Here is a 22,152-nt window from a genome sequence, read left to right as displayed (position 1 = left end):
GGAGGAAGTTATTTTGAATACTGATTCAAATCATTCCCAAAAAAATAATAACAATATTGGTAGAAAAATATTTCTGTCAATAGTTGGTATCTTGCTGGTTTTGGGCTTGTGTATTTTTTTGGTTTTTCATAATTATTTAAAAACTTCATTGAAGCCTCTTAATTCTAATGATAAATCTTTCAAACAAATTAAAATTCCAATGGGTGCATCTGATAAGAAAATAGGTTCAATTTTGCAAGACAATGGAATTGTAAAAAGTGGAATGGTTTTCGACTATTATGTTAACTCACATAATTTATCTAAATTTGGTGCGGGATATTATCGTTTATCGCCATCGATGAGCTTAAAAAAAATAGCCGATAGTTTGCAAAAAGGTGGCTCCGCACAACCACTAGAAGGTACTTATGGTCGAGTTCTTGTTCGTGAAGGAGCTTCAATTGATCAAATTGCTTCAGCAGTTGACAAGGGTAGTAAGTATTCAGCAAAAGATTTTATTAATCTTATGAAAGATAAAAAATTTATTGATTACTTAGTAGATAAGTATCCTAAGTTGCTTAAGTCAATTAACAGAGGTAAGGATGTTAAATATCCTTTAGAAGGGTTCTTATATCCAGCTACTTATAATTCGTCCAATGATATTTCGTTAAAAAGTATTGTTGAACAAATGGTTTCCAAAACTAATTATGAGATGAGCCCATACTATAAGAAAATAAGTGATAGTAAGTTGAACGTTAGAAAAGTTTTAACGATTGCTTCTATAGTTGAGAAAGAGGATTTCTCTTATAGTAACAAGCGTAAAATAGCTGGTGTCTTATTTAATAAAATTAGAATGAATATGCCTTTAAGAAGCAGTACATCTATTTTTTATATATTAAACAAGAATCATCTAAAATTAACTAATAAAGATTTAAAAGTTAAATCTCCTTATAATTTATATAAGCACACAGGGTTTGGACCTGGTCCATTTAATAATCCAAGCATTGAATCTATCAAAGCGGTTATAAATCCTGACTATCAAGACAAAATGTACTTATATTATGTTGCTAATTCTAGTAATGGCAAGGTATACTATTATGAAGAATTAAATAATTAATTATTGAAAAAATTTTTGTTATAAGATAAAGTTACTACAGAGAGGGTAAATTAGTTATGTTGAACAAGAAAAAGCGTCCAGTAGTTATTGGAGTTACAGGTGGTTCTGGTAGTGGGAAAACTACAGTTAGTAGAGCTATTTTTAATCAATTGTTAGGTCATTCCTTAATGATTTTACAACAAGATTCTTACTACAAAGACCAATCAAATAAGACGATGGAAGAACGAGCTGAAACTAATTACGATCATCCATTGGCATTTGACTCAGATTTATTGTTAGAACATTTAAATAAATTACTTAACTATGAATCAATTGAAAAACCAGTATACGATTATAAAAAGTTAAATCGTAGTAAAGAAACTGTTCTACAAGAACCTAGAGATGTTATCATTGTTGAAGGTATTTTAATTCTTGATGATCAAAGATTGCGTGATTTAATGGATATTAAAGTATTTGTGGATACAGATGATGACATTAGAATTTTGAGAAGAATTCAACGTGATACTAAAGAAAGAGGCAAGACGCTAGATTCCGTTATTCAACAATATTTGGAAACCGTAAGACCTATGTATCATCAATTTATTGAACCAACTAAACGTTATGCTGATATAATCGTTCCCGAAGGTGGTAAAAATCAGGTTGCTATTGATTTATTAACTACGAAAATTCAATCCATTTTATTAAAACATGGTAATAATCGAATTGCTAATAACATTGATACAACAATTTAATAATAGAAATTTGAGGTGTTTTGTATATGGCTGATGAAAAAACATATCCAATGACAATGGATGGTAAAATTAAGCTAGAACATGAACTAGAGGACTTGCGTTTGAATCAACGTCCTAAAATAATTGAAAGAATTAAGATTGCTAGAAGTTATGGTGATTTATCAGAAAATTCTGAATATGAATCTGCTAAAAATGAACAAAGTATGCTAGAAAGTAGAATTGCTACAATTGAACACATGCTTCAATATGCAGAAGTTGTTGATAATGCTAACGTAGAAAGCGATGTAGTTAGTGTTGGTAAAAAAGTTACATTTAAAGAATTACCAGATGAAGAACCTGAAGAATACCAAATCGTAGGTGCTGCTGAAGCTGACCCAATGTCTGGTAAAATTTCAAATGATTCGCCAATTGCAAAAGGACTTTTAGGTCACAAATTGAACGAAGAAGTAACAATTGAAATCCCAGCTGGTAATATGAAGGTTAAAATTATAGAAATTAAATAATAAAAAAGCGATTGAATTATTTCAATCGCTTTTTTATTATGCAATAGTATATCAGTGTAATTATTAAACTAATCATACTAATTATTAAACTTAGTAGAAGTTTATTATTTTGATAGCTAAAATCGATAGTATGTTTACCCTTAGCAACTTTAGCAGCAATAAAATTATCATTCCACTTTATAGTTTTAACCGATTGACCATCTACTTTTAAGCACCAGTTTTTATCGTATGGAATAGTTGTGGCTAACAAGTTATTATTTTTAACTTTAATGTTAGCTTTTATTTGGTCATCGTTAATTATTAAATTATGAGCTTCATTGGATTTAATAGTAGACATGACTTTTTTAAACTTGTTGATATTGACACTGTATAAATTAAAATCTTGTAAAAATAAATTGTTTGATTTTTTAATGTCTATATCTATATAGCCTTTGTGGGTATTTGGAACACTAACAACTAAATTATTTTGAAGGTTATTTGGAATAATAACATTTTGGTTATTAATTTTAACTTCACAACTTTTTTGGTTCATATTTTGGCTGAAATTTAAATAATTAATGCTATTTTTAGGTAAGGTATAATATAACCTTAAATTACCATTCTTCAATAAGTTTTTCTTGGTTAGTATTGCATTACTAATGTCATTGTCAGTGTTTTTAATATTGTTAAATTTCACTTTGCTAAACGGAATCTTTTTGAATATATTAATATTATTTCCATAAATACTATTTAGCATCTGATTTTGGTATAAAATAGGATTGTTATTTTGATTTTTATTGGAAATGATTTGTTTGTTAGCGTTAAAAATTAGTGAAACAGCATATGGATTGTACAAATTTTGTAGTTTATATAAAAACTCTGACTTGTATAAGCCCAAATCATATCTCTTAGAAATCTTTTGAGCCATTTTTAAATTATTATAAGGATTATCAATAATATATCGATAGCCTAAAATTGCGTCGGTAACAACTGTTCCATTTGAATATTCCACTGAACCAGAGGTGTTAGGAATACCAATGTTATTTGCAAATTGTTGTTCTGATGGTGACATCATCGAATTAAAAGTTGATCCTCCATAGTAGTTTAATTCTAGTGGATCATCCTTAGTTCTGAAAAATGTTTTTGCTATACGATAGAATCCTTTATTGTAATTTTTTATTTCGCTTACGTTTTCATTAACCGTTTTGTTATATTGAGTGTAGTCTGTATTCGAAACATATGATATGGAATTTAATGAATTAAAAACATTTGCAGAAATATCGGAAAGCGTTATTAATATAAATAACATTTTGAAAAGATTACTATTTTTATTTAATTTGATTAGTATTATTATTGTAATTCCCACTAGTAACAATGAAATAGTATATTTTTCTAAAGATAGATATTTAAATTTTTTAATATTCACTCCGATATATACTAAAACCACTAAAATAATAATCGAAATTTTATAAAATAACTTAACAGGCAAGTTACTAGGAGTTTTCGACCAGCTGATTAACGCGATGTATATCATCCAAAAACAAAATATAAAAGAGAAACGATATGGATACCAAATTGGAAATTGCATAGCGTGCCAAACTAAATCTAGGGGCTCAAAACACATTGATAATATCAATATTAAAGTCAAAGTTAATGTTAGTACCTTATTTTTCAAGTTAATATTTTTACTGAAAAAGTATGCAATGAACATGATACAAACAACGCATCCTACAAAAATATTGGGGGTGCCACTTGGCATTTGGCTGAAATCAAAAGTACCATTAAAAAGTTTTCCAAGCATATCGAATGGAAAATACTCAAATTTCCATTTAATATTATTTATGGTATAGCTACCTTTACTGCTAGCTATCTCAAAAATAGTGGGTATTAAAATCCAAGCGGACAGCATGCCTGAAACTATAGAACTAATTATAAAATTGGCTACTGTTTTTAATTTATTTTGGATATTTCCTAGTTTTATAGCAAAATAATATATAAAATATAGTAATGAAAAAATACAAATCATATACCCAATATAGTAGTTAATTATAATCATTAATGACAATGCGATGATGTAAGTTTTACAATTATTTTTTTCTACTATTTTATTCACACCTAAGATAATTATAGGTAAAAATATCATTCCGTCTAACCACATGATATTCAATTGGTTAGCTATCATCCATCCATTTAAAGCGTACACGGAAGAAAATATTGGAACATAAGCATTGCTTAAGATGATGTTTTTATCTTTTTTAATTAAATATGCAAAGCTAGCGCCAGATAATCCATACTTTAGTAACGTAATTATTAAAATGGCGATGTTAAGATTGCTTGCTTTAAAGAAAAGTAAAACAATATTTAGTGGACTCATTAAATAATAAGACCACGTACCAAGCATCGAGTTTCCATATCCATTTGAAAAAGAGTAAATCATTTGATGCCAATTACCTAAATTTTCACGATAATATTTAAAAAAATCCACGTATTGTTGACCTAAATCGACTGTTAATAAACTGCTATTTCCGAATGGAAACATATTGCGGTATGCAAAGTAAGATGTCATAATTAATATTGGTATTAAGAAACTTAATAAAATTGGTGCTGCTTTTTTTAAGCTTCTTTGCGAAAATTTAAACACAATTTCACCTCATAAACTGTTTTTATATGCTATATTTTTATTGTACAATTTGATGTCTATTACATACAATATAAATATTGAATATAAGATACTAAGGAGACTCATTGATTTGAATAATTTTTTAAAAAAAGTTTTTAATAGCGATGGTGGTAGTAACAAATCGCGTATTCCTTTTAGATTAAATTTTATATTTATAATAGTGGGAATTTTATTTGCAGTTTTGGTTGCACAGCTAGCTATTTTACAAATTATAAACGGTAATAAATATAAAGCGGAAGTCAATCGTTCTGATAATGCTACTAAGCTAGGAAATGTGCAGAGAGGGATGATTTATGACTCAGCTGGAAGGGTTTTGGTAGGTAATAAAGCGCATCAAGCCATTCAGTATACTAAAGCTTTAAATGTTACTAGTTCTGAACTATATAATATAGCCAATAATTTAAGTAAATATTTAAGCTTGAACGATATTGTGCTAACTCCTAATCAAAAAGCTGAATACTATTTAGCTAATCCAGAAAACTTAAAAAATGTTGCTAGCAAATTAACCTTTGCTAAAGATACAACTCCGGATGAACAATATCAAAAAGAATTAGAATACGTTAAAAATGACAAAAACATTGTTTTCAATAAACGCGCTAAGAATGCAGCTGCAATTTTTCAAAAAATGAGTGGGGCCTATCAGTTATCAACTACTTACATTAAAAGCACTGGTGTAACTAGCAAAGAATTGGCTGAAGTGGGTGAACATTTATCTGAAATGCCAGGAGTTCAAGTAGGTGATAGTTGGACTAGAGATTATCCTAATGGATCTTCTATTCAAAGTATCATAGGAACAGTTTCATCAGAAAAAGCAGGATTGCCTTCTGATAAAATTAATTCCTTACTTGCTCAGGGATATTCTCGAAATGATAGTGTTGGACAAAGTTACCTAGAAGCTAAGTATGAACCAGTTTTAAGAGGTTCTAAGTCTCAAACTCAGGTAAAAATAAGTAGTGAAAATTCATCTATGTCTAATATGATTAAAAAATATGGCGGGCAAAAAGGTGATAACCTACAATTAACAGTCAATAGTCAGTTCCAAAAGAAACTTCAAGAATTAGTTACTAATGCGGATCGAGGTGCTGGATATTCAACTGGAGCATATGCTGTAGTTATGAATCCTAACACTGGAGCAATTGTGGGCTTAGCTGGTGTAGATAGAAACCCTTCTACCGGAAAAGAGACGCCTAATGCATTAGGAACTATCAACAGTGGAATTGTTATGGGATCTGTTGTTAAGGGTGCTATGGTCTCAGGAGCTTTAATGGATAAAGTAATTACACCAACTAACTCAGTTTTAGTTGATAGACCTATTTTTAATAAATCTTCTTGGTTTAACCACAGTGGATCTAATAATGTTGCTGTCGATGCTTCTACAGCCTTAGAAATATCTTCTAACTCTTATATGATGCAACTTGCTATGAAAGAAGGAGGATACAAGCCTGGTGGACCTTTAACTAGTATGAATCCAGATGTGTTTAATACTATGCGCGGTTACTTTAATCAATTTGGTTTAGGAGTTAAAACTGGTATTGATTTGCCTGGTGAAACCACTGGTTTTAAAGGCCCTAGCGGTATTAATCATTTAGGTAAGGCTCTAGATATGTCTTATGGGAACTACGATTCTTATACCATGATTCAAGTTGCTCAATACATGTCTACTATTGCTAATGGTGGATATCGAGTTCAACCACATATAGTTCAAAATATTCGTGGAACTAATAAAGATGGTAAAATGGGACCAGTAAAATATTCAGTTACTCCTAACGTGTTAAATAAGATTGACATCAAGCCTTCAGAATTAGCTGTAGTTAAAAAAGGTTTATATAATGTTGTTCATGGTACTAACCAATTTAGAACTGGTATGCAATTGAATGAAATTAAACCTGAAATTTCAGCTAAAACTGGTACTGCACAAAGTTTTTATAATGGTAAAGAAACTGTTAACTTAACTTTAGCTTCATATGCGCCTTCAGATGATCCGCAAGTAGTTGTAGCAGTTGCCATTCCTAATCTACCAGTTGATGCCGAAAGCAATAATATAACATTAGCTAAACAGATTTATCAGGCATATTGGAAATATGTTCAATCCAGTGATGATTTTAAATAAGGGTGTTAAGTAAATTTCCTTAACAATGTTTATAATAATACTGGTAAAATTGGTTAAAAAATGATAACATATTAAAAGTTGACAGTTGTTTATATCTATTAAATTAAAAAACGTAATTTGGAGGTGCAGAACATATGCGAGTACACATTACTTTAGAATGTACTGAATGTCATGAACGTAATTACTTATCTACTAAGAGTCGTCGTAATAACCCCGACCGTTTAGAATTAAATAAGTACTGCCCACGTGAAAGAAAAGTTACATTGCATCGTGAAACAAAATAAGGTTTTGGGTTTTTACCCAAACCCTTTTTTATTACTCAAAAGTTGGTGAATTCTTATGAATAAGCAAGAATTTAGAAATGAAATAATAAAAAAACTTAATAGTGCTAATATTTTTAAACAAAATTATTCATCTTTATATACCAAACTATTTGAGTTAGACGAATTTAAAAATGCTTCTACAATTGCTGTTACGTTAAATTCAAAAATAGAAATTGATACGTTTCCAATTATCGAAAAATGTTGGAAATCAGGTAAGCAAGTTGTAGTTCCCAAGACACTTTCAAATCATAAAATGCAATTTTATTTATATAATGAAAATACTAAGTTGATTAAAAGTAAATTTGGTATATTAGAGCCAGTTACAGCTCCAATTATCTATAAACAAAACATAGATTTAATCGTAGTTCCTGGACTTTGCTTTGATAAATTAAGTAATAACCGCTTAGGCTTTGGTGGTGGTTATTATGATCGTTATTTGGCTGACTATGAAGGCTTCACAGTTGCACTTGCTACAAGCTATCAATTAGTAGAGACACCTAAATGGGTAGTGAATCAATTTGATATAAAAATTAATAAAATTATTTATTAAAAAGATTGGAGATATTTTGAAAAAATATATAAATAATATTAAAAATAGACCTTTTATTAGCGAAGGGCTATTAGGTATTATGATTATCGTTTATTTGTACATGTTATTTTCTGGAAATAACAATCCTTATGGAATGATTAATTATGGTGCCAATGTACATGCTTTAGTTGCTGACGGTGAATATTGGCGATTCTTAACGGCTATATTTTTGCACTGGGATTTTATGCATATTTTATTTAATGGAATTACTCTTTATTTTATTGGGGTTCAGCTAGAAAGTTTTTTTGGCCACACAAGATTTTTACTTATATTTTTATTATCCGGAATAATGGGTAACATGGTAAGTTTTGCCTTTAGTAATAATTCTATTAGTGCTGGTGCAAGTACTTCACTATTTGGACTTTTCGGTGTTTATTTAATGTTAGGCGAAAATTTTCATAATAATATTTTTATAAGAAGTTTGGCTAAAAGTTTTTCCTTTTTAATTATTTTAAATATAGGAATTGATTTGATGATGCCTAATGTTGATATGTATGGACATATTGGCGGACTCATCGGTGGTTTTTTATATGCTTATGTTTTTAGCTTGCCTAATAATCCAAATATTAGTAAAATGAAGAGAGTTGTTGCATTTATTATGGTTTTAATAATTAGTGTATCAATGCTTAAAATAGGTTTTTCATCAAGTTATTAAAATTATTTAGTGCATTTTTCTTTAGGATGTGGGACAATGAAAACGTTGTATGATGTTCAACAGTTATTGAAAAAATTTGGAACATATGTTTATGTTGGTAAAAGACTATGGGATATTGAAGTCATGGCTTTAGAAATAGACCATTTACATGATGCTGATCTTATTTCTAAAAAGCAATTTATTCAATCGAAGTTAGTGCTTAATCATGAACATAAAATTGAAGAGAATAAGGCTAAGAATAAAAGTCACTTAGGAGGAATTTAATCATGGTAAAGAAGTTAATTGGAATTGATTTAGGAGGAACCACCACCAAACTTGCATTTTTAACTGAAAAGGGTGAAGTCTTAGAAAAGTGGGCTATACCAACAGATGTAAGCGGTAACGGTGGAAATATTGTTCCTAATATCATTAAATCAATCAACAAAAATATGGAAAATTCTAACCATGTTATCGATGATTTTATTGGTATTGGAATGGGTACTCCTGGTTCCGTTAACAGAGATGCTGGTACTGTTATTGGTGCTTATAATCTAAACTGGAAAACTACTCAACACATCAAAGACCAAATCGAAAAAGCTTTGGGAATTCCTTTCTTTATCGATAATGATGCTAACGTAGCTTCATTAGGTGAATACTGGAAAGGTGCTGGAAGCAAGGATTCTGACGTTGTTTTCGTAACTCTAGGAACTGGTGTTGGTGGTGGTGTCATTACCGACGGACAGTTAGTACATGGAATTAATGGTGGTGCCGGTGAAATTGGTCATATAACAGTTGAACCAGGTGGATTCATGTGTACATGTGGTAAGAGAGGTTGTCTAGAACAATATGCATCTGCTACTGGAGTTGTTAATGTAGCTAAACACCTATCATCAGAATTTACTGGTAAATCTAGATTAAAAGAAATTATTGATTCTGGCGAAGAAATTACTTCTAAGATTGTATTTTATCTTGCTGATAACGGCGATATTTTTGCAAACCAAGTTGTAGACCGTGTTTGTTACTTCTTAGGATTAGCATTATCTAATGTAGGTAATACATTAAACCCTGGTAACATTATTATTGGTGGTGGGGTTTCAAATGCTGGAAACACACTATTACAACCAACTACAAAATATTTCCAAGAAAACGCTTTTAGACCAGTTAGAGACTCAACTAAGATTCGTTTAGCTCAATTAGGTAATGATGCTGGTGTAATGGGAGCCGGAGCTTTAGTACTACAAAGCAAAAAATAATTTCTGATTAAAAAAGAAGGAGAAATGATTTAAATGTTTCTGATTATTTTAATTTTGATTATCATTATCCTTTGGATTTGTTGGACTATTTTTAATCGAATGCGAGTAAAGCAATTTGCTAAGTTTATTACCGAAGAAGAATTTAAAAATGGTAGTCGAAGAGCTCAAATTATAGATTTGAGAGAGAAAAAGGATTTTAATGCAGGCCACATTCTAGGTGCAAGGAATCTGCCATATTCTACAATGAAAACTTTTTACTCTAACATCAGAAAAGATTTGCCAGTTTATTTATATGATCAAGGTAGTAATATTAGTATTAGAACAGCCATTTTTCTACATAAAAATGGATTTGATAATATCAGTATTCTTAAAAATGGTTACAGAAACTGGAATGGTAAAACTAAAAAAAGTGCTACTTATTAGTAGCACTTTTTTTAGTTTTATTGTAGATGAGAAGATCTTTGTTTACGTAGGGCACGTTTTCTATTTTCTTCTATTTTTTCTTCTTGATTTTCAATTGGTTCTACGACTGTTTTTTTGAAAGAAAATAAAGCACCTACGGTTGCACCTGCAGTTGCTAGAGCACCGATTAAAAATCCTTTTCCAAACTTCTTCATAAGAAAACCTCCTAAATATCATTTACTATTACATTATGCTTTATTTATAATAAATTATCCAGTCTGATGTTTAATAATTAAGCTGATATTTATATGCTAAACTATAACTATAAACAAACTAGGTAGGGAATATATATGAAAAAATTATTATTGATTGTTGGTCCTACAGCGGTTGGAAAAACTGAGTTATCTATTAAGTTAGCTAAGAAATTTAATGGTGAGATTATATCTGGGGACTCAATGCAAATTTATAAAGGCTTAGATGTTGGAACGGCTAAAATATCAAAAAGTGAAATGCAAGGTGTAAAGCATCACCTGATTGATATTAAAAATATTAATGAAAGATATACTGTTTCAGATTTTGTTAGTGATGCTAAGAAATGTATTGACGATATTACCAAAAGACATAAATTACCAATTATTGTCGGTGGCACTGGCTTCTACTTACAATCATTACTAAGCGATTTTCATTTTGGTGGAGATGAATACAATAACGACAATTTGAGAAATGATTATCATCATTATGCATTGGAATATGGTCAACATGAACTTTGGAAAAAATTGTATAACTTAGATCCAGCTTCAGCTAAAAAAATTCCCGAGCAAAATGAACGTAGGGTGATAAGGGCGCTAGAAGTTTTTGACAAAACTGGTAAAAAATTTTCAGAGCAAAATGACGATTATAACAAAAATGAGTATGATTATTTTTCTATATGTTTAAACACTGAAAGAAATTTACTGTACAATCGTATAAATCGGCGAGTATTACTTATGATTAAAAATAATTTAGAAGAAGAAGCTCGTTGGTTATATGAACAGGGAGGCAACAATATTCCTGCTGGTAAGGGAATCGGTTATCGAGAATTTTATCCTTATTTTGATAATGATGTTACTCTAGACGAAGTTATAGAAAATATTCAAAAAGATTCTAGACACTATGCAAAACGCCAACTAACTTGGTTTAGAAATAAGATGGATGTCACATGGTATGACATTATTAAGAACCATAATAATATATATAACATTGAGAACGATGTTAATAAGTGGATTAATTATAAAAAATGATTTCTTATGTTATAAAAAGTTACATGAACTTGTTGACTTTGAAATAAAAAATGTTATTATTAGACATATTGAAGGGGCTATTAATTATGAAAGAAAAGGATTTAAGGCGCTCATTATCTGTTTTGCCAATTGGTACAGTTATGAAGCTAACTGATTTAACCGCTAGGCAAATCAGATATTATGAGGAACAAAAACTTGTAATACCTAAACGTAATGAGGGTAATCGTCGAATGTACTCTTTAAATAATATTGATGAACTTTTGGAAATAAAAGATTATTTATCAGATGGTTTGAATATTTCTGATATTAAAAAGATTTATGACGAAAGAGCTTCAAAAAAAGTTGAAGAGCAGGCAAGATTATCCAAGAGTTTGTCAGATCAAGAAGCAAGAATGTTATTGTCCGACGAAATAATAAAAGTTAGTGGTTTAGATCCGGATGATTCTTCTAATAGTAGTACCTTTTAATATCACACGTTAGTTCTATCCAAACTAATAAAAAACATTTAGGGGCGAATTTGATGGCTACAAAACATGATTATTCAAAAGAAGATATTCGAAAAATGGTTAAAGAAGAAAACGTTCGTTTTCTTCGACTAATGTTCACTGACGTTTTAGGAACTTTAAAGAACGTAGAAGTTCCAATTAGTCAGTTAGATGATTTACTAGATGATAAGCTAATGTTTGATGGTTCTTCAATTGAAGGATTCGTTAGAATTGAAGAAAGTGACATGTACTTACGCCCAGACTTATCAACATGGATGATATTCCCTTGGAGTTCAGAAAGAGGAAAAATTGCTCGAGTAATTTGTGGTGTTTACAAGACTGATGGAACTCCTTTTGAAGGAGACCCTAGAAATAACTTAATTCGAGTTCTAGACGACATGAAAAAAGCTGGTTTCACTTCATTTAACATTGGACCAGAACCAGAATTTTTCTTATTCAAAATGGACGAAAATGGTAAACCAACTTTGAATTTGAATGATCAAGGTAGCTACTTTGATATGGCACCACTTGACTTGGGTGGAAACTGTCGTCGTGATATCGTACTAACACTTGAAGAAATGGGATTTGACGTTGAAGCTGCTCATCACGAAGTAGCTCCAGGTCAACATGAAATTGACTTTAAATATGCAGATGCTTTGAATGCAGCTGACAATATTCAAACTTTTAAATTAGTTGTTAAAACAATTGCTAGAAAACATGGTCTATATGCAACCTTTATGCCTAAACCACTAAGTGGAATTAACGGTTCAGGAATGCACTTAAACATGTCATTATTCCATGAAAATGGTGATGCTTTCTACGATGAAAATGGTGAATTACAATTATCAGAAGTGGCTTACAACTTTATGGGTGGTTTAATTAAACATGCTAGAAGCTATACAGCTATTTGTGATCCATTGGTAAACTCATATAAGCGATTAGTTCCTGGATACGAAGCACCAGTATACGTTGCATGGTCTGGATCGAACCGTTCACCATTAATTCGAGTACCAAATGCTAGAGGATTGGCAACTAGATTGGAATTAAGAAGTGTTGATCCTACTGCTAACCCATATTTGGCTATTGCTGCGGTTCTAGAATCAGGTATGGATGGTCTTAGAAATAAAATTAAGGCTCCTAAGAGTATTGATAGAAACATCTATCGTATGAATGCTGAAGAACGTAAAGAAAATGATATTGTAAACTTACCAGATAATTTGCATAATGCGGTTAAAGATTTAGCTGCAGATAAGGTTCTTGAAGATGCACTTGGTACAAAATTATTTAATAGTTTCATTACTGCTAAAAATATTGAGTATAACTCATACAGAACTCAAGTTTCTGAATGGGAAACTAACCAATACATGGACAAATATTAATTTTGATTAGAAAAGACGTTATTAAACGTCTTTTTTTTATTTGCATTTTTCTATATTCGTGTTATTATTATTCATAACATAAGAAGCAACCTTTAATGTTGACCAGAGAGTCGCAAAGGCCTTAATAATTTCTTTGTAATATAAATCGAATATAACATTTAAATTAATAAGACTAAAAGACTATAAAAAGACTCTCTGGATGATAAATCTAGAGAGTCTTTTTATCTCTAACTTGAAAATGAAATGTAATTAATAATGGATACTCCAGTGAGGGTAATTTAATTAAGCAAAGCCCTCCGTGTATTCATTTACATTGAGGGCTTTTTTGTATATTAGGAGGATTCTACATGTCTATTTTGTCTGATAATTTTGTAAATTTAAGTGATTTTTATGAAAAGCAAATACTTGATTTAATTAAATTAAGTGAAAAATTCAAACAAGGCTATCAAGTTTATCTAAAAGAACCAGTTTATGTTGCTAACTTATTTTTTGAAAACAGCACTAGAACCCATACATCATTTTACATGGCTGAAAGTAGATTAGGCTTGAAAATAGTTGATATTAACACTTCTACTAGTTCAGTAAAAAAGGGTGAGTCATTATCTGACACAGTTAAAACGCTTCAAGCTTTAGGAACTTCAATTGAAGTTATTCGTCATAAGACTACAGGATGGTATTCATCGATTATTAAAGATAGTAATGTAAAAACTTCTATTGTAAATGCTGGTGATGGTGCAGGCCAACATCCTTCACAAAGTCTATTAGATTTAATGACAATTTATGAGGAATTTGGAACGTTTAAAGGATTGAACGTAGGCATTATTGGCGATTTATCACATTCCAGAGTTGCTAAATCAGATGCACAAATCTTGCATAAGTTAGGAGCTAATTTATATTTTAGTGGGCCAAGAGAATGGTATGATTCAGAATTTGATCTTTACGGAAAATACGATAGTTTTGACAATATTATCGACAAGTTAGACATTACAATGTTACTTCGTGTACAACTGGAAAGACTTAATGAAGATTCAGTTAATCAGTTTAAAGCCAATGAATATCACGAAAGATTTGGCTTGAATACTAATCGAATGAATAGGATGAAACCAAGTTCAATTATTATGCATCCGGCGCCGGTCAACCGTGGTGTTGAAATTGATTCATCATTAGTTGAATGTAGCCAATCGCGAATTTTTAAACAAATGGAAAATGGTGTTTTTGCTAGAATGGCAATTTTAGCTAACATTTTAAAAAACAAAAAATTACTATTTGAGGAGATTACTTATGAATAAAATTTTACTGAAAAATGTCAAATTAAACCGAGAAATAGTAAACATTTCTATTGAAAACGATACGATTAAGTCAATTGTAAGTAATCATTCTGAGATAGTTAATTTAGATGAATATGAAGTATTTGATGCAAAGGGAAATACCATTTTACCTGGGTTAGTTGATGTTCATGTTCATTTTAGAGATCCAGGGCTCACGTATAAAGAAACGATTGAAACGGGTAGCAAAGCGGCTGCACATGGTGGGTTTACAACCGTATTTGCAATGCCCAATGTAAAACCGGTTGTTGATAACCCGCAAGCTTTAAAAAATATGTTATTAAAAAATAAAACAGATAGTTGTATTGAAACTTATCAATACGCCTCGATTTCTAGTAACTTAGATCAACCAGATAACACAGATATAAATACGATGGCTCAGTTAGGTGCCATAGCTTTTACTAACGATGGTCATGGCGTGCAAAATACTGGTGTTATGTATAAGGCAATGTTAGCTGCTAAGCAAAACAATAAAGCTATCGTAGCACACGTGGAAGATGATTCATTAATTAATCATGGAGTAATAAATTCCGGTAAAGCTGCCCAAAAATTAGGTTTACCTGGTATGAATGGTTTAAGTGAATCTTCGCAACTAGCTAGGGATTTGGTTTTAGCCTACAAAACTGGCGTTCATTACCATGTTGCACACATTTCTACAGCAGAATCAGTGCAACTAGTAAGAATGGCTAAGGAGTTGGGAGTCAAAGTAACTGCTGAAGTTTCACCACATCATTTGCTATTAGACGATTCAATGATTAGTATGGATAATCCTATGATGAAAATGAACCCACCATTGAGAAGTCCTAAAGATCGTCAGGCCTTGATTGCTGGATTACTAGACGGAACCATTGACATGGTTGCTACTGACCATGCTCCACATAGTAAGGAAGAAAAGTCTGGCAGTATGCTAACGGCATCATTTGGAATTGTTGGCTTAGAAACAGCTTTTAGCTTGATGTATACCAAGTTTGTTAAAAATGGTTTAGTTGATTTAAAGACCTTATTAAAATGGATGTCATTCAATCCACTACGAACTTTCAATTTAAAACCAAATGAAATCAAAGTTGGTGCGAAAGCTAATTTAACGATTATGGATTTAAATGCTAAATACCAAATTGATTCACAAGAATTCTTATCCAAAGGGAAAAATTCACCATTTATTTGTGAAAAGGTATTTGGGAGAACTTTATTAACATTATCTAATGGCAAAGTTGCTTATCGTATTTAGGGAGGGCTTATTATGAAAAAATACTTAGTTTTAGAAGACGGACATGTATTTATTGGTGAAAGTTTTGGTTCACATAGAGATGTATATGCTGAAATAGTATTTAATACTGGGATGACTGGCTATCAAGAAACCATTACTGATAACAGTTATAAAGGTCAAATTGTAACATTTACTTATCCAATAATTGGAAACTACGGTATTAATTTAGAGGACTCAGAAAACGATAAACCAGCTGCGGAAGCCATTATTGTACACGAACTTGCTCGTCGAATTGGCAATAAGCGTGCTGATATGACTTTACAAGAATATGCTGTAAAAAATGATTTACCAGGAATTAGCGGAATTGATACAAGAGAACTAACTGAAATTATCCGTAATAAAGGTTCCATGAAAGCCGTTATCTTATCTGAATTTGACTGGAAAAAGGTAAATGCATTATTTAATAACGAAGAACTGGACAATACCTATCAGAACAAAAATATTCATGGAGAATCAATGGATAACAATGATGGTAGAACAGTTGCGGTAATTAATTTTGGAATTAAAGATTCAATTATAGCAGCTCTACAAAAGCGCAACATTCACGTTGTTATGTTTCCATACCATGCTAGCTATGAAGAAATTTCGGCAATTAATCCCTCTGGAATACTATTATCAAATGGCCCGGGTAACCCTGAAAATTACGCCGTAGCTATTCCAACGATTCAAAAATTAGAAGCAAAGTATCCATTGATGGGAATTTGCTTGGGTCATCAGCTTTTTGCCTTAGCTAATGGCGCTAAAACATACAAAATGAAATATGGTCATCGTGGTTTTAACCATGCAGTTAACGACTTTGAAACCAATAAATCTAATTTTACTTCACAAAATCATGGTTACGCAGTTGATGCAATTTCAATCACTCAAACTAATCTTCAAATAACACAAAAAGAAATTAATGATGGAACTGTGGAAGGGTTGAAATTAGTTAACAGACCGGCTTTTTCAGTTCAATACCATCCAGATGCATGTCCAGGGCCTCACGATGCTGAATATATGTTTGATAGATTCATTAATATGATGATTAAAAATGAAAGGAGCTTACAAAATGCCTAAACGCAAAGATTTAAATAAAATATTAGTGATTGGCTCCGGACCAATTATTATCGGTCAAGCTGCTGAATTTGATTATTCTGGTTCGCAAGCCTGTTTATCTTTAAAGGAAGAAGGATATGAAGTAGTTTTAATTAATTCGAATCCTGCTACTATCATGACCGATGATGAAATTGCAGATGAGGTATATATTGAACCCATTACAGTTGAATTTGTTAAGAAAGTAATTGAAAAAGAAAGACCGGACGCTATTCTACCTACACTTGGTGGTCAAACTGGTTTAAATATGGCGAAGCAGTTGTCAGATGACGGGATTTTGGAAAAATACAATTTAGAACTGTTAGGAACTAATCTAGACACGATTGAAAAAGCTGAAGACCGTGATAAATTCAAAAAATTAATGAACGAGTTAGGCGAGCCAGTTCCTGAATCCGATATAGCTAATACCTTGTCAGATGCTAAAAAAATTGCTAAGCAAATTGGTTATCCTTTAGTTATTAGACCAGCTTATACCTTGGGTGGTACTGGTGGCGGATTTGTATATAATGACCATGAATTAGAAGAAATTGTGACTAACGGTCTAGATCTTTCACCAGTTAATCAAGTGTTAGTTGAAAAATCCATTGCTGGATACAAGGAAATTGAGTTCGAAGTAATGCGTGACCATTATGATAATGCTTTAATTGTTGCTTCTATGGAAAATGTTGATCCAGTGGGTGTACATACAGGGGATTCGATTGTTACAGCTCCGGTTCAAACACTTTCTGACCGTGAATACCAAATGATGCGTGATTCGGCGTTAAAGATTATAAGAGCTTTGAAAATTGAAGGTGGATGTAATGTCCAAATGGCTCTAGATCCAGAAAGTTTAAAATATTATATTATCGAAGTTAATCCACGAGTATCTCGTTCTTCGGCACTAGCATCTAAAGCCACTGGTTATCCAATTGCTAAAATGGCATCTAAAATAGCAGTAGGACTATCTTTAAGTGAAATTAAAAATCCAATTACGCAAACAACATTTGCTAACTTTGAACCAACTATGGACTACGTTGTAACTAAGATACCACGATGGCCATTTGATAAATTTCCGACCGCTGATAACGCTTTAGGTACACAAATGAAAGCGACTGGAGAAGTTATGGCAATTGGACGTAATTTTGAAGAATCCATTCAAAAAGCTATGAGATCTTTAGAAATTGGTATTAACGGAATTGAAGATATTGAATACAGTGCATATGACGACCAAGCACTACTTGATGGGCTTACACCAGCTACTGATGATCGGATGTTTATGATTTTTGAACTAATCCGCAGGGGACACAGTATTGATGAAATTGCTGAAAAAACTAAAATCAATGTTTTCTTCTTAGATAAAATGTTGCACATTGTTGAAATATCTGAGCAACTGTCTTCAAATCCGATGAATTTAGATTTATTATCGGTTGCCAAGAAGAATGGTTTTACGGATGAAAGCATTGCTTATTATTGGCACGCACAAGCTTCTGATATTAGAAAATTAAGATTAGAAAATGGACTTAAGCCAGTTTATAAAATGGTAGATACTGCTGCTGCCGAATTTGAATCTAAAACTCCTTATTATTACTCTACTTACGACCATAAAAATGAATCTAAAGTTTCAGACAAGAAATCAGTTTTAGTAATTGGTTCTGGACCAATTAGAATTGGTCAAGGAGTGGAATTTGATTATGCTACTGTTCACAGTGTTCAAGCCATTCAAAAGATGGGTTATGAATCCATTATTGTAAATTCTAATCCAGAAACTGTATCGACTGATTTTTCAATTTCGGACAAACTTTACTTTGAACCACTCAGTTTGGAAGATATTTTGAATATTATTGACCTCGAAAAGCCAATTGGTGTAGTTGTACAGTTTGGTGGACAAACATCCATTAACTTAGCTAAAAAATTATCAGATTACGGAATAAAAGTTTTAGGAACAGATGTAACTGATATTAATCGCTCTGAAGATCGAGATTTATTTAATCAAGTTATAAAAAAATTACAACTAGCTCAACCATTGGGTAGTACCGCTACTAACACTAAAGATGCGCTAATCATTGCTAATAAAATAGGCTATCCAGTGTTAATTCGACCATCTTATGTTTTAGGTGGTAGAGGGATGGAAATTGTAAGGTCAGACGATGAACTAAAGGAGTACATGGATAAGGCCGTTGAAGTTTCAAATGACCATCCTGTATTAATTGATTCTTACTTAGAAGGTTCCGAAGCAGAAGTAGATGTGGTTTCAGATGGTGATACAGTTATCATTCCGGGAATATTAGAACATGTTGAAAGAGCAGGGGTACATTCCGGAGATTCAATGGCAATTTATCCACCACAGTCAATGAGTGATAATGTAAAAAAGCAGATTGTAAGTGCAGCAATTAAGTTAACTAAAGAATTGAATGTAATAGGATTAATGAATATTCAGTTTGTTATTAAAAATGATATTGCTTATGTAATTGAAGTTAATCCTCGAGCATCCAGAACGGTTCCTTTTATGTCTAAAGTTACAAAAACACCATTATCTCAACTTGCTACAATGCTAATGTTAGGTGATAAATTAAAGGATTTAGGATACCAAGAAGGTTTACTACCAACTGACGACATGATACATGTAAAAGCACCTGTGTTTAGTTTTAATAAAATTCACAACATGAACACATTGCTAGGACCAGAAATGAAATCTACTGGTGAAGTAATGGGAACAGGTCATAACTTAAAACAAGCATTGTATAAAGCATTCGTCGCATCTGGTTTAGACGCATTGAATCATGGAAATGTTATTTTATCTGTTGATAAAAACGATACTGAAGAGACTTTGAAATTAGCTCGTAAGTTAAGCCAAATTGGATTTAACATTGTTGCTGATGATAACAATTATAATTTGTTAAAATCTAATACTAAAGACATTAATGTAGAATTAATAAATAAAGATAACTTATTAGCCGATTCACTTGAATACTTAAGACATAAGAACATTAAAATGGTCATCGACACATGCAATAATTTAGATTTAGATTCTAAAGAAAATAAGTTAATTAGAGAAGCAGGTGTTGAAGATAATATAAATATGTTTACTTCCTTAGATACAATCAATGCTTACTTAGATGTAATTGACGAGCATGACGAACTAGATGTTAAAAAAGTTTAATACGTTAACAAAGACACTTTTAGGAGGAATTACTTAATATGACTGGAAAATTATCTGCTAACATAGCTGGCGTGGACTTCAATGGAGTTTTGATTAATGCTTCAGGTGTACATTGTCAAACTGAAAAAGAATTAGATGAGCTGTTAAACGACGATGCAGTTGCAGCACCTGTTACCAAGAGTGCTACATTAAATTCTAGGGATGGTAATCCTAAACCATCTTATTTTGAATTTGAAAATGGTTCCATAAATTCAATGGGGTTACCTAATAATGGCTTTGAATACTATCTAAAATATGTTGAAACGCATAAAAATAATAAGCCAATAATTTTATCAATTGCGAGTTTATCTAAATCGGAATGTGTAAAATTACTTAAAAAAGTCCAAGATTCTAATTTTAATGGAATCACGGAATTAAATCTATCTTGTCCAAACGTTATTGGAAAACCACAAGTTGCTTATGACTTTGCAGCTACTGATGAAATCTTAAATGAAGTATTTAGCTTTTTTAAGAAACCCTTAGGCATTAAATTGCCTCCTTATTTTGACTTGACACATTTTGATCAAATTGCACAAGTATTGAACAAATATCCTTTATCACATGTTAACTCGGTAAACTCAATTGGCAATGGACTTTTAGTTGACATAGATACTGAGGCTCCAGTTATTAAACCTAAAGGTGGATTTGGCGGTTTAGGTGGTCATAATATTTTGCCTACAGCATTAGCTAACGTTAGAGCATTTAGACTTCGTTTGAATGATAGTATTAAAATTATTGGAACTGGTGGTGTCAAAACCCCAGAAGATGTTTTTGCTCACATTCTTTGTGGAGCAGACTTGGTTTCAATTGGAACTGAACTTAATAAACGTGGAATAGGTATTTTTAGAGAACTTAATAATGGTCTTCTTGATATTATGAAAAACAAGGGATACAGTAGTGTGGAAGATTTTAGAAGTGCTTTGAAAGAATCCTGAAATTAATAAAGGCTGAATGTAGCCTTTTTTTTATTTTGTTAAAAATGATAAAATTAGTTTTGTAATTTTTATAATTTTGGAGTTGATAATATGAATGTTAATTTTGAAAAACTATTAAAAAAAGGAATAGCTGATTTTAGAATAATGGAGCAGAAACAAGAAATTCTATTAAATCCTAAAAATAAAGTAGATAAGTCATTAATAAATCTGGACATCCATTTAGCTAATTTGATTGATGATTCAAAAAGATGTTCTTTAAAAATTGTTAAAAACATAGATAAAGATGATTATAAGAAAAAGCTGAACTATGAATTTTTAAAATGTTTAAATGCTTATTTCTTACTGGCTAATTTAAAAAATTGGAACGATGTTATTATTTCAGGTAATGAATATTTAGTTAAAGTTAAACAACTTAATGCAGATCAAGAAATAAGTAAGACTTATTTGATTTTAAAAAAGACACTTTACAATGCATTTTTTAATCATTCAAAAGATGATTTTAATCGTTCATGGAAAGTATTCTTAAAATTATGTTTTGTTGATCTAAATTTAACTTTAGATTAATTAATTTAATTTTTTTAATTTAAGGTGTTGACACTTTTTTATAGTTTATGTATAATTATTTTCTGTTGAGTGATATTCGATATGTCGCAGTAGCTCAGCTGGATAGAGCAACGGTCTTCTAAACCGTAGGTCAAGAGTTCGAATCTCTTCTGCGACATAATATTAAAAGAAGACAGTGCGTAAGCATCTGTCTTTTTTTAATATTAATGTTGACTATTTAATTGTAATTTTGTACAATTAATTTGTTGTATTTGTGGGCTTCCACAGCTACAACCGCACAGAATAAGTATTAAGTTTCTATAGTGAACGCTTAATTTTGGCGAGTCTAAGCAAATATTTAAGGAGGTGCA

At 31.2% G+C, this 22,152-nt stretch carries 21 protein-coding genes, 1 tRNA gene and 1 other annotated feature; of the genes, 20 read left to right on the top strand and 2 right to left on the bottom strand.

The window, feature by feature from the left end:
- Positions 1-13 precede the first annotated feature (13 nt).
- Genes mltG through greA form a run of 3 tightly spaced genes read left to right on the top strand, consistent with a single transcriptional unit; the run spans position 14 to position 2,327 of the window.
- Positions 14-1,093: an endolytic transglycosylase MltG gene (mltG, locus tag FD06_RS04805; protein WP_056966430.1), complete on the top strand. Its 1,080-nt coding sequence runs from the start codon at positions 14-16 to the stop codon at positions 1,091-1,093.
- A gap of 56 nt (positions 1,094-1,149) precedes the next feature.
- The gene (udk, locus tag FD06_RS04800) at positions 1,150-1,824 is read left to right on the top strand and encodes a uridine kinase (RefSeq protein WP_054657172.1); all 675 of its coding nucleotides are present in this window, start codon (positions 1,150-1,152) and stop codon (positions 1,822-1,824) included.
- Positions 1,825-1,850: 26 nt separating this feature from the next.
- Positions 1,851-2,327, top strand: coding sequence for a transcription elongation factor GreA (gene greA, locus FD06_RS04795; RefSeq protein ID WP_056966428.1), 477 nt, complete (start codon positions 1,851-1,853; stop codon positions 2,325-2,327).
- A 16-nt stretch (positions 2,328-2,343) separates the two neighbouring features.
- Here the strand turns inward: greA and FD06_RS04790 are convergent, their stop codons facing one another.
- On the bottom strand, positions 2,344-4,947 hold the full coding sequence (locus tag FD06_RS04790) for a YfhO family protein (protein ID WP_056966426.1): 2,604 nt from the start codon (positions 4,945-4,947) through the stop codon (positions 2,344-2,346).
- Positions 4,948-5,056: 109 nt separating this feature from the next.
- On the opposite strand from FD06_RS04790, the gene FD06_RS04785 reads away from it, so the two are divergent.
- From FD06_RS04785 to FD06_RS04755, 7 genes are all read left to right on the top strand, one after another.
- A complete protein-coding gene (locus FD06_RS04785) occupies positions 5,057-7,096 on the top strand; it encodes a peptidoglycan D,D-transpeptidase FtsI family protein (RefSeq protein WP_056966424.1) in 2,040 nt (679 codons plus the stop codon).
- 134 nt (positions 7,097-7,230) lie between these two features.
- Positions 7,231-7,380 carry a 50S ribosomal protein L33 gene (gene rpmG, locus FD06_RS04780; RefSeq protein ID WP_054657162.1) on the top strand — a complete coding sequence of 50 codons (150 nt, stop codon included), beginning with the start codon at positions 7,231-7,233 and terminating at the stop codon, positions 7,378-7,380.
- A gap of 55 nt (positions 7,381-7,435) precedes the next feature.
- Positions 7,436-7,969 (top strand): 5-formyltetrahydrofolate cyclo-ligase, encoded by a 534-nt coding sequence (locus FD06_RS04775; RefSeq protein WP_054657160.1) that lies wholly within the window; start codon positions 7,436-7,438, stop codon positions 7,967-7,969.
- A 16-nt stretch (positions 7,970-7,985) separates the two neighbouring features.
- Positions 7,986-8,663: a rhomboid family intramembrane serine protease gene (locus FD06_RS04770; RefSeq protein ID WP_237757233.1), complete on the top strand. Its 678-nt coding sequence runs from the start codon at positions 7,986-7,988 to the stop codon at positions 8,661-8,663.
- A 36-nt stretch (positions 8,664-8,699) separates the two neighbouring features.
- Positions 8,700-8,927 carry a YqgQ family protein gene (locus FD06_RS04765; protein WP_056966422.1) on the top strand — a complete coding sequence of 76 codons (228 nt, stop codon included), beginning with the start codon at positions 8,700-8,702 and terminating at the stop codon, positions 8,925-8,927.
- 2 nt (positions 8,928-8,929) lie between these two features.
- A complete protein-coding gene (locus FD06_RS04760; protein ID WP_056966420.1) occupies positions 8,930-9,895 on the top strand; it encodes an ROK family glucokinase in 966 nt (321 codons plus the stop codon).
- A 33-nt stretch (positions 9,896-9,928) separates the two neighbouring features.
- Entirely contained in the window at positions 9,929-10,318 is a 390-nt protein-coding gene (locus tag FD06_RS04755; RefSeq protein WP_054657154.1) for a rhodanese-like domain-containing protein, read from the top strand.
- 17 nt (positions 10,319-10,335) lie between these two features.
- On the opposite strand, the gene FD06_RS07520 is transcribed toward FD06_RS04755, so the two are convergent.
- Positions 10,336-10,512 carry a DUF3042 family protein gene (locus tag FD06_RS07520; protein WP_082605298.1) on the bottom strand — a complete coding sequence of 59 codons (177 nt, stop codon included), beginning with the start codon at positions 10,510-10,512 and terminating at the stop codon, positions 10,336-10,338.
- A 135-nt stretch (positions 10,513-10,647) separates the two neighbouring features.
- On the opposite strand from FD06_RS07520, the gene miaA reads away from it, so the two are divergent.
- The 10 genes from miaA to FD06_RS04705 all read left to right on the top strand — a co-directional run bounded on the left by miaA (position 10,648) and on the right by FD06_RS04705 (position 21,959).
- A complete protein-coding gene (gene miaA, locus FD06_RS04750; RefSeq protein ID WP_056966419.1) occupies positions 10,648-11,577 on the top strand; it encodes a tRNA (adenosine(37)-N6)-dimethylallyltransferase MiaA in 930 nt (309 codons plus the stop codon).
- Between the two features lie 86 nt (positions 11,578-11,663).
- Positions 11,664-12,044 carry a MerR family transcriptional regulator gene (locus FD06_RS04745; RefSeq protein WP_054657152.1) on the top strand — a complete coding sequence of 127 codons (381 nt, stop codon included), beginning with the start codon at positions 11,664-11,666 and terminating at the stop codon, positions 12,042-12,044.
- Positions 12,045-12,097: 53 nt separating this feature from the next.
- On the top strand, positions 12,098-13,441 hold the full coding sequence (gene glnA / locus FD06_RS04740; protein ID WP_054657150.1) for a type I glutamate--ammonia ligase: 1,344 nt from the start codon (positions 12,098-12,100) through the stop codon (positions 13,439-13,441).
- A gap of 347 nt (positions 13,442-13,788) precedes the next feature.
- A complete protein-coding gene (locus tag FD06_RS04735; protein WP_056966417.1) occupies positions 13,789-14,730 on the top strand; it encodes an aspartate carbamoyltransferase catalytic subunit in 942 nt (313 codons plus the stop codon).
- Positions 14,723-15,994 (top strand): dihydroorotase, encoded by a 1,272-nt coding sequence (locus FD06_RS04730; protein ID WP_056966415.1) that lies wholly within the window; start codon positions 14,723-14,725, stop codon positions 15,992-15,994. Before FD06_RS04735 ends, FD06_RS04730 begins: the two co-directional genes overlap by 8 nt.
- A gap of 12 nt (positions 15,995-16,006) precedes the next feature.
- Entirely contained in the window at positions 16,007-17,089 is a 1,083-nt protein-coding gene (locus FD06_RS04725; RefSeq protein WP_276520522.1) for a carbamoyl phosphate synthase small subunit, read from the top strand.
- Positions 17,082-20,264 carry a carbamoyl-phosphate synthase large subunit gene (carB, locus tag FD06_RS04720; RefSeq protein ID WP_056966411.1) on the top strand — a complete coding sequence of 1,061 codons (3,183 nt, stop codon included), beginning with the start codon at positions 17,082-17,084 and terminating at the stop codon, positions 20,262-20,264. Before FD06_RS04725 ends, carB begins: the two co-directional genes overlap by 8 nt.
- 38 nt (positions 20,265-20,302) lie before the next feature.
- Positions 20,303-21,238 carry a dihydroorotate oxidase gene (locus tag FD06_RS04715; RefSeq protein WP_056966409.1) on the top strand — a complete coding sequence of 312 codons (936 nt, stop codon included), beginning with the start codon at positions 20,303-20,305 and terminating at the stop codon, positions 21,236-21,238.
- 90 nt (positions 21,239-21,328) lie between these two features.
- Positions 21,329-21,802, top strand: a complete 474-nt coding sequence (locus tag FD06_RS04710) for a hypothetical protein (protein ID WP_056966407.1) — start codon at positions 21,329-21,331, stop codon at positions 21,800-21,802.
- Between the two features lie 83 nt (positions 21,803-21,885).
- Positions 21,886-21,959, top strand: a tRNA-Arg gene (locus FD06_RS04705).
- Between the two features lie 104 nt (positions 21,960-22,063).
- Positions 22,064-22,139, top strand: a sequence feature (ribosomal protein L21 leader region).
- The last annotated feature ends 13 nt before the right edge of the window (positions 22,140-22,152 follow it).

This window comes from Apilactobacillus ozensis DSM 23829 = JCM 17196 (assembly GCF_001435995.1).
GTDB classification, from domain to species: Bacteria; Bacillota; Bacilli; order Lactobacillales; family Lactobacillaceae; genus Apilactobacillus; species Apilactobacillus ozensis.
Note: the sequence above shows the minus strand (reverse complement) of the source record. Positions and strands in the feature narration are given on the sequence as shown.

Coding starts and splice junctions, on each gene's coding strand:
- udk (WP_054657172.1), top strand. CDS start 1,150: ATGTTGAACAAGAAAAAGCGTCCAGTAGTTATTGGAGTTACAGGTGGT.
- greA (WP_056966428.1), top strand. CDS start 1,851: ATGGCTGATGAAAAAACATATCCAATGACAATGGATGGTAAAATTAAG.
- rpmG (WP_054657162.1), top strand. CDS start 7,231: ATGCGAGTACACATTACTTTAGAATGTACTGAATGTCATGAACGTAAT.
- FD06_RS04775 (WP_054657160.1), top strand. CDS start 7,436: ATGAATAAGCAAGAATTTAGAAATGAAATAATAAAAAAACTTAATAGT.
- FD06_RS04765 (WP_056966422.1), top strand. CDS start 8,700: ATGAAAACGTTGTATGATGTTCAACAGTTATTGAAAAAATTTGGAACA.
- FD06_RS04760 (WP_056966420.1), top strand. CDS start 8,930: ATGGTAAAGAAGTTAATTGGAATTGATTTAGGAGGAACCACCACCAAA.
- FD06_RS04755 (WP_054657154.1), top strand. CDS start 9,929: ATGTTTCTGATTATTTTAATTTTGATTATCATTATCCTTTGGATTTGT.
- FD06_RS07520 (WP_082605298.1), bottom strand. CDS start 10,512: ATGAAGAAGTTTGGAAAAGGATTTTTAATCGGTGCTCTAGCAACTGCA.
- miaA (WP_056966419.1), top strand. CDS start 10,648: ATGAAAAAATTATTATTGATTGTTGGTCCTACAGCGGTTGGAAAAACT.
- FD06_RS04745 (WP_054657152.1), top strand. CDS start 11,664: ATGAAAGAAAAGGATTTAAGGCGCTCATTATCTGTTTTGCCAATTGGT.
- glnA (WP_054657150.1), top strand. CDS start 12,098: ATGGCTACAAAACATGATTATTCAAAAGAAGATATTCGAAAAATGGTT.
- FD06_RS04735 (WP_056966417.1), top strand. CDS start 13,789: ATGTCTATTTTGTCTGATAATTTTGTAAATTTAAGTGATTTTTATGAA.
- FD06_RS04730 (WP_056966415.1), top strand. CDS start 14,723: ATGAATAAAATTTTACTGAAAAATGTCAAATTAAACCGAGAAATAGTA.
- FD06_RS04725 (WP_276520522.1), top strand. CDS start 16,007: ATGAAAAAATACTTAGTTTTAGAAGACGGACATGTATTTATTGGTGAA.
- carB (WP_056966411.1), top strand. CDS start 17,082: ATGCCTAAACGCAAAGATTTAAATAAAATATTAGTGATTGGCTCCGGA.
- FD06_RS04715 (WP_056966409.1), top strand. CDS start 20,303: ATGACTGGAAAATTATCTGCTAACATAGCTGGCGTGGACTTCAATGGA.
- FD06_RS04710 (WP_056966407.1), top strand. CDS start 21,329: ATGAATGTTAATTTTGAAAAACTATTAAAAAAAGGAATAGCTGATTTT.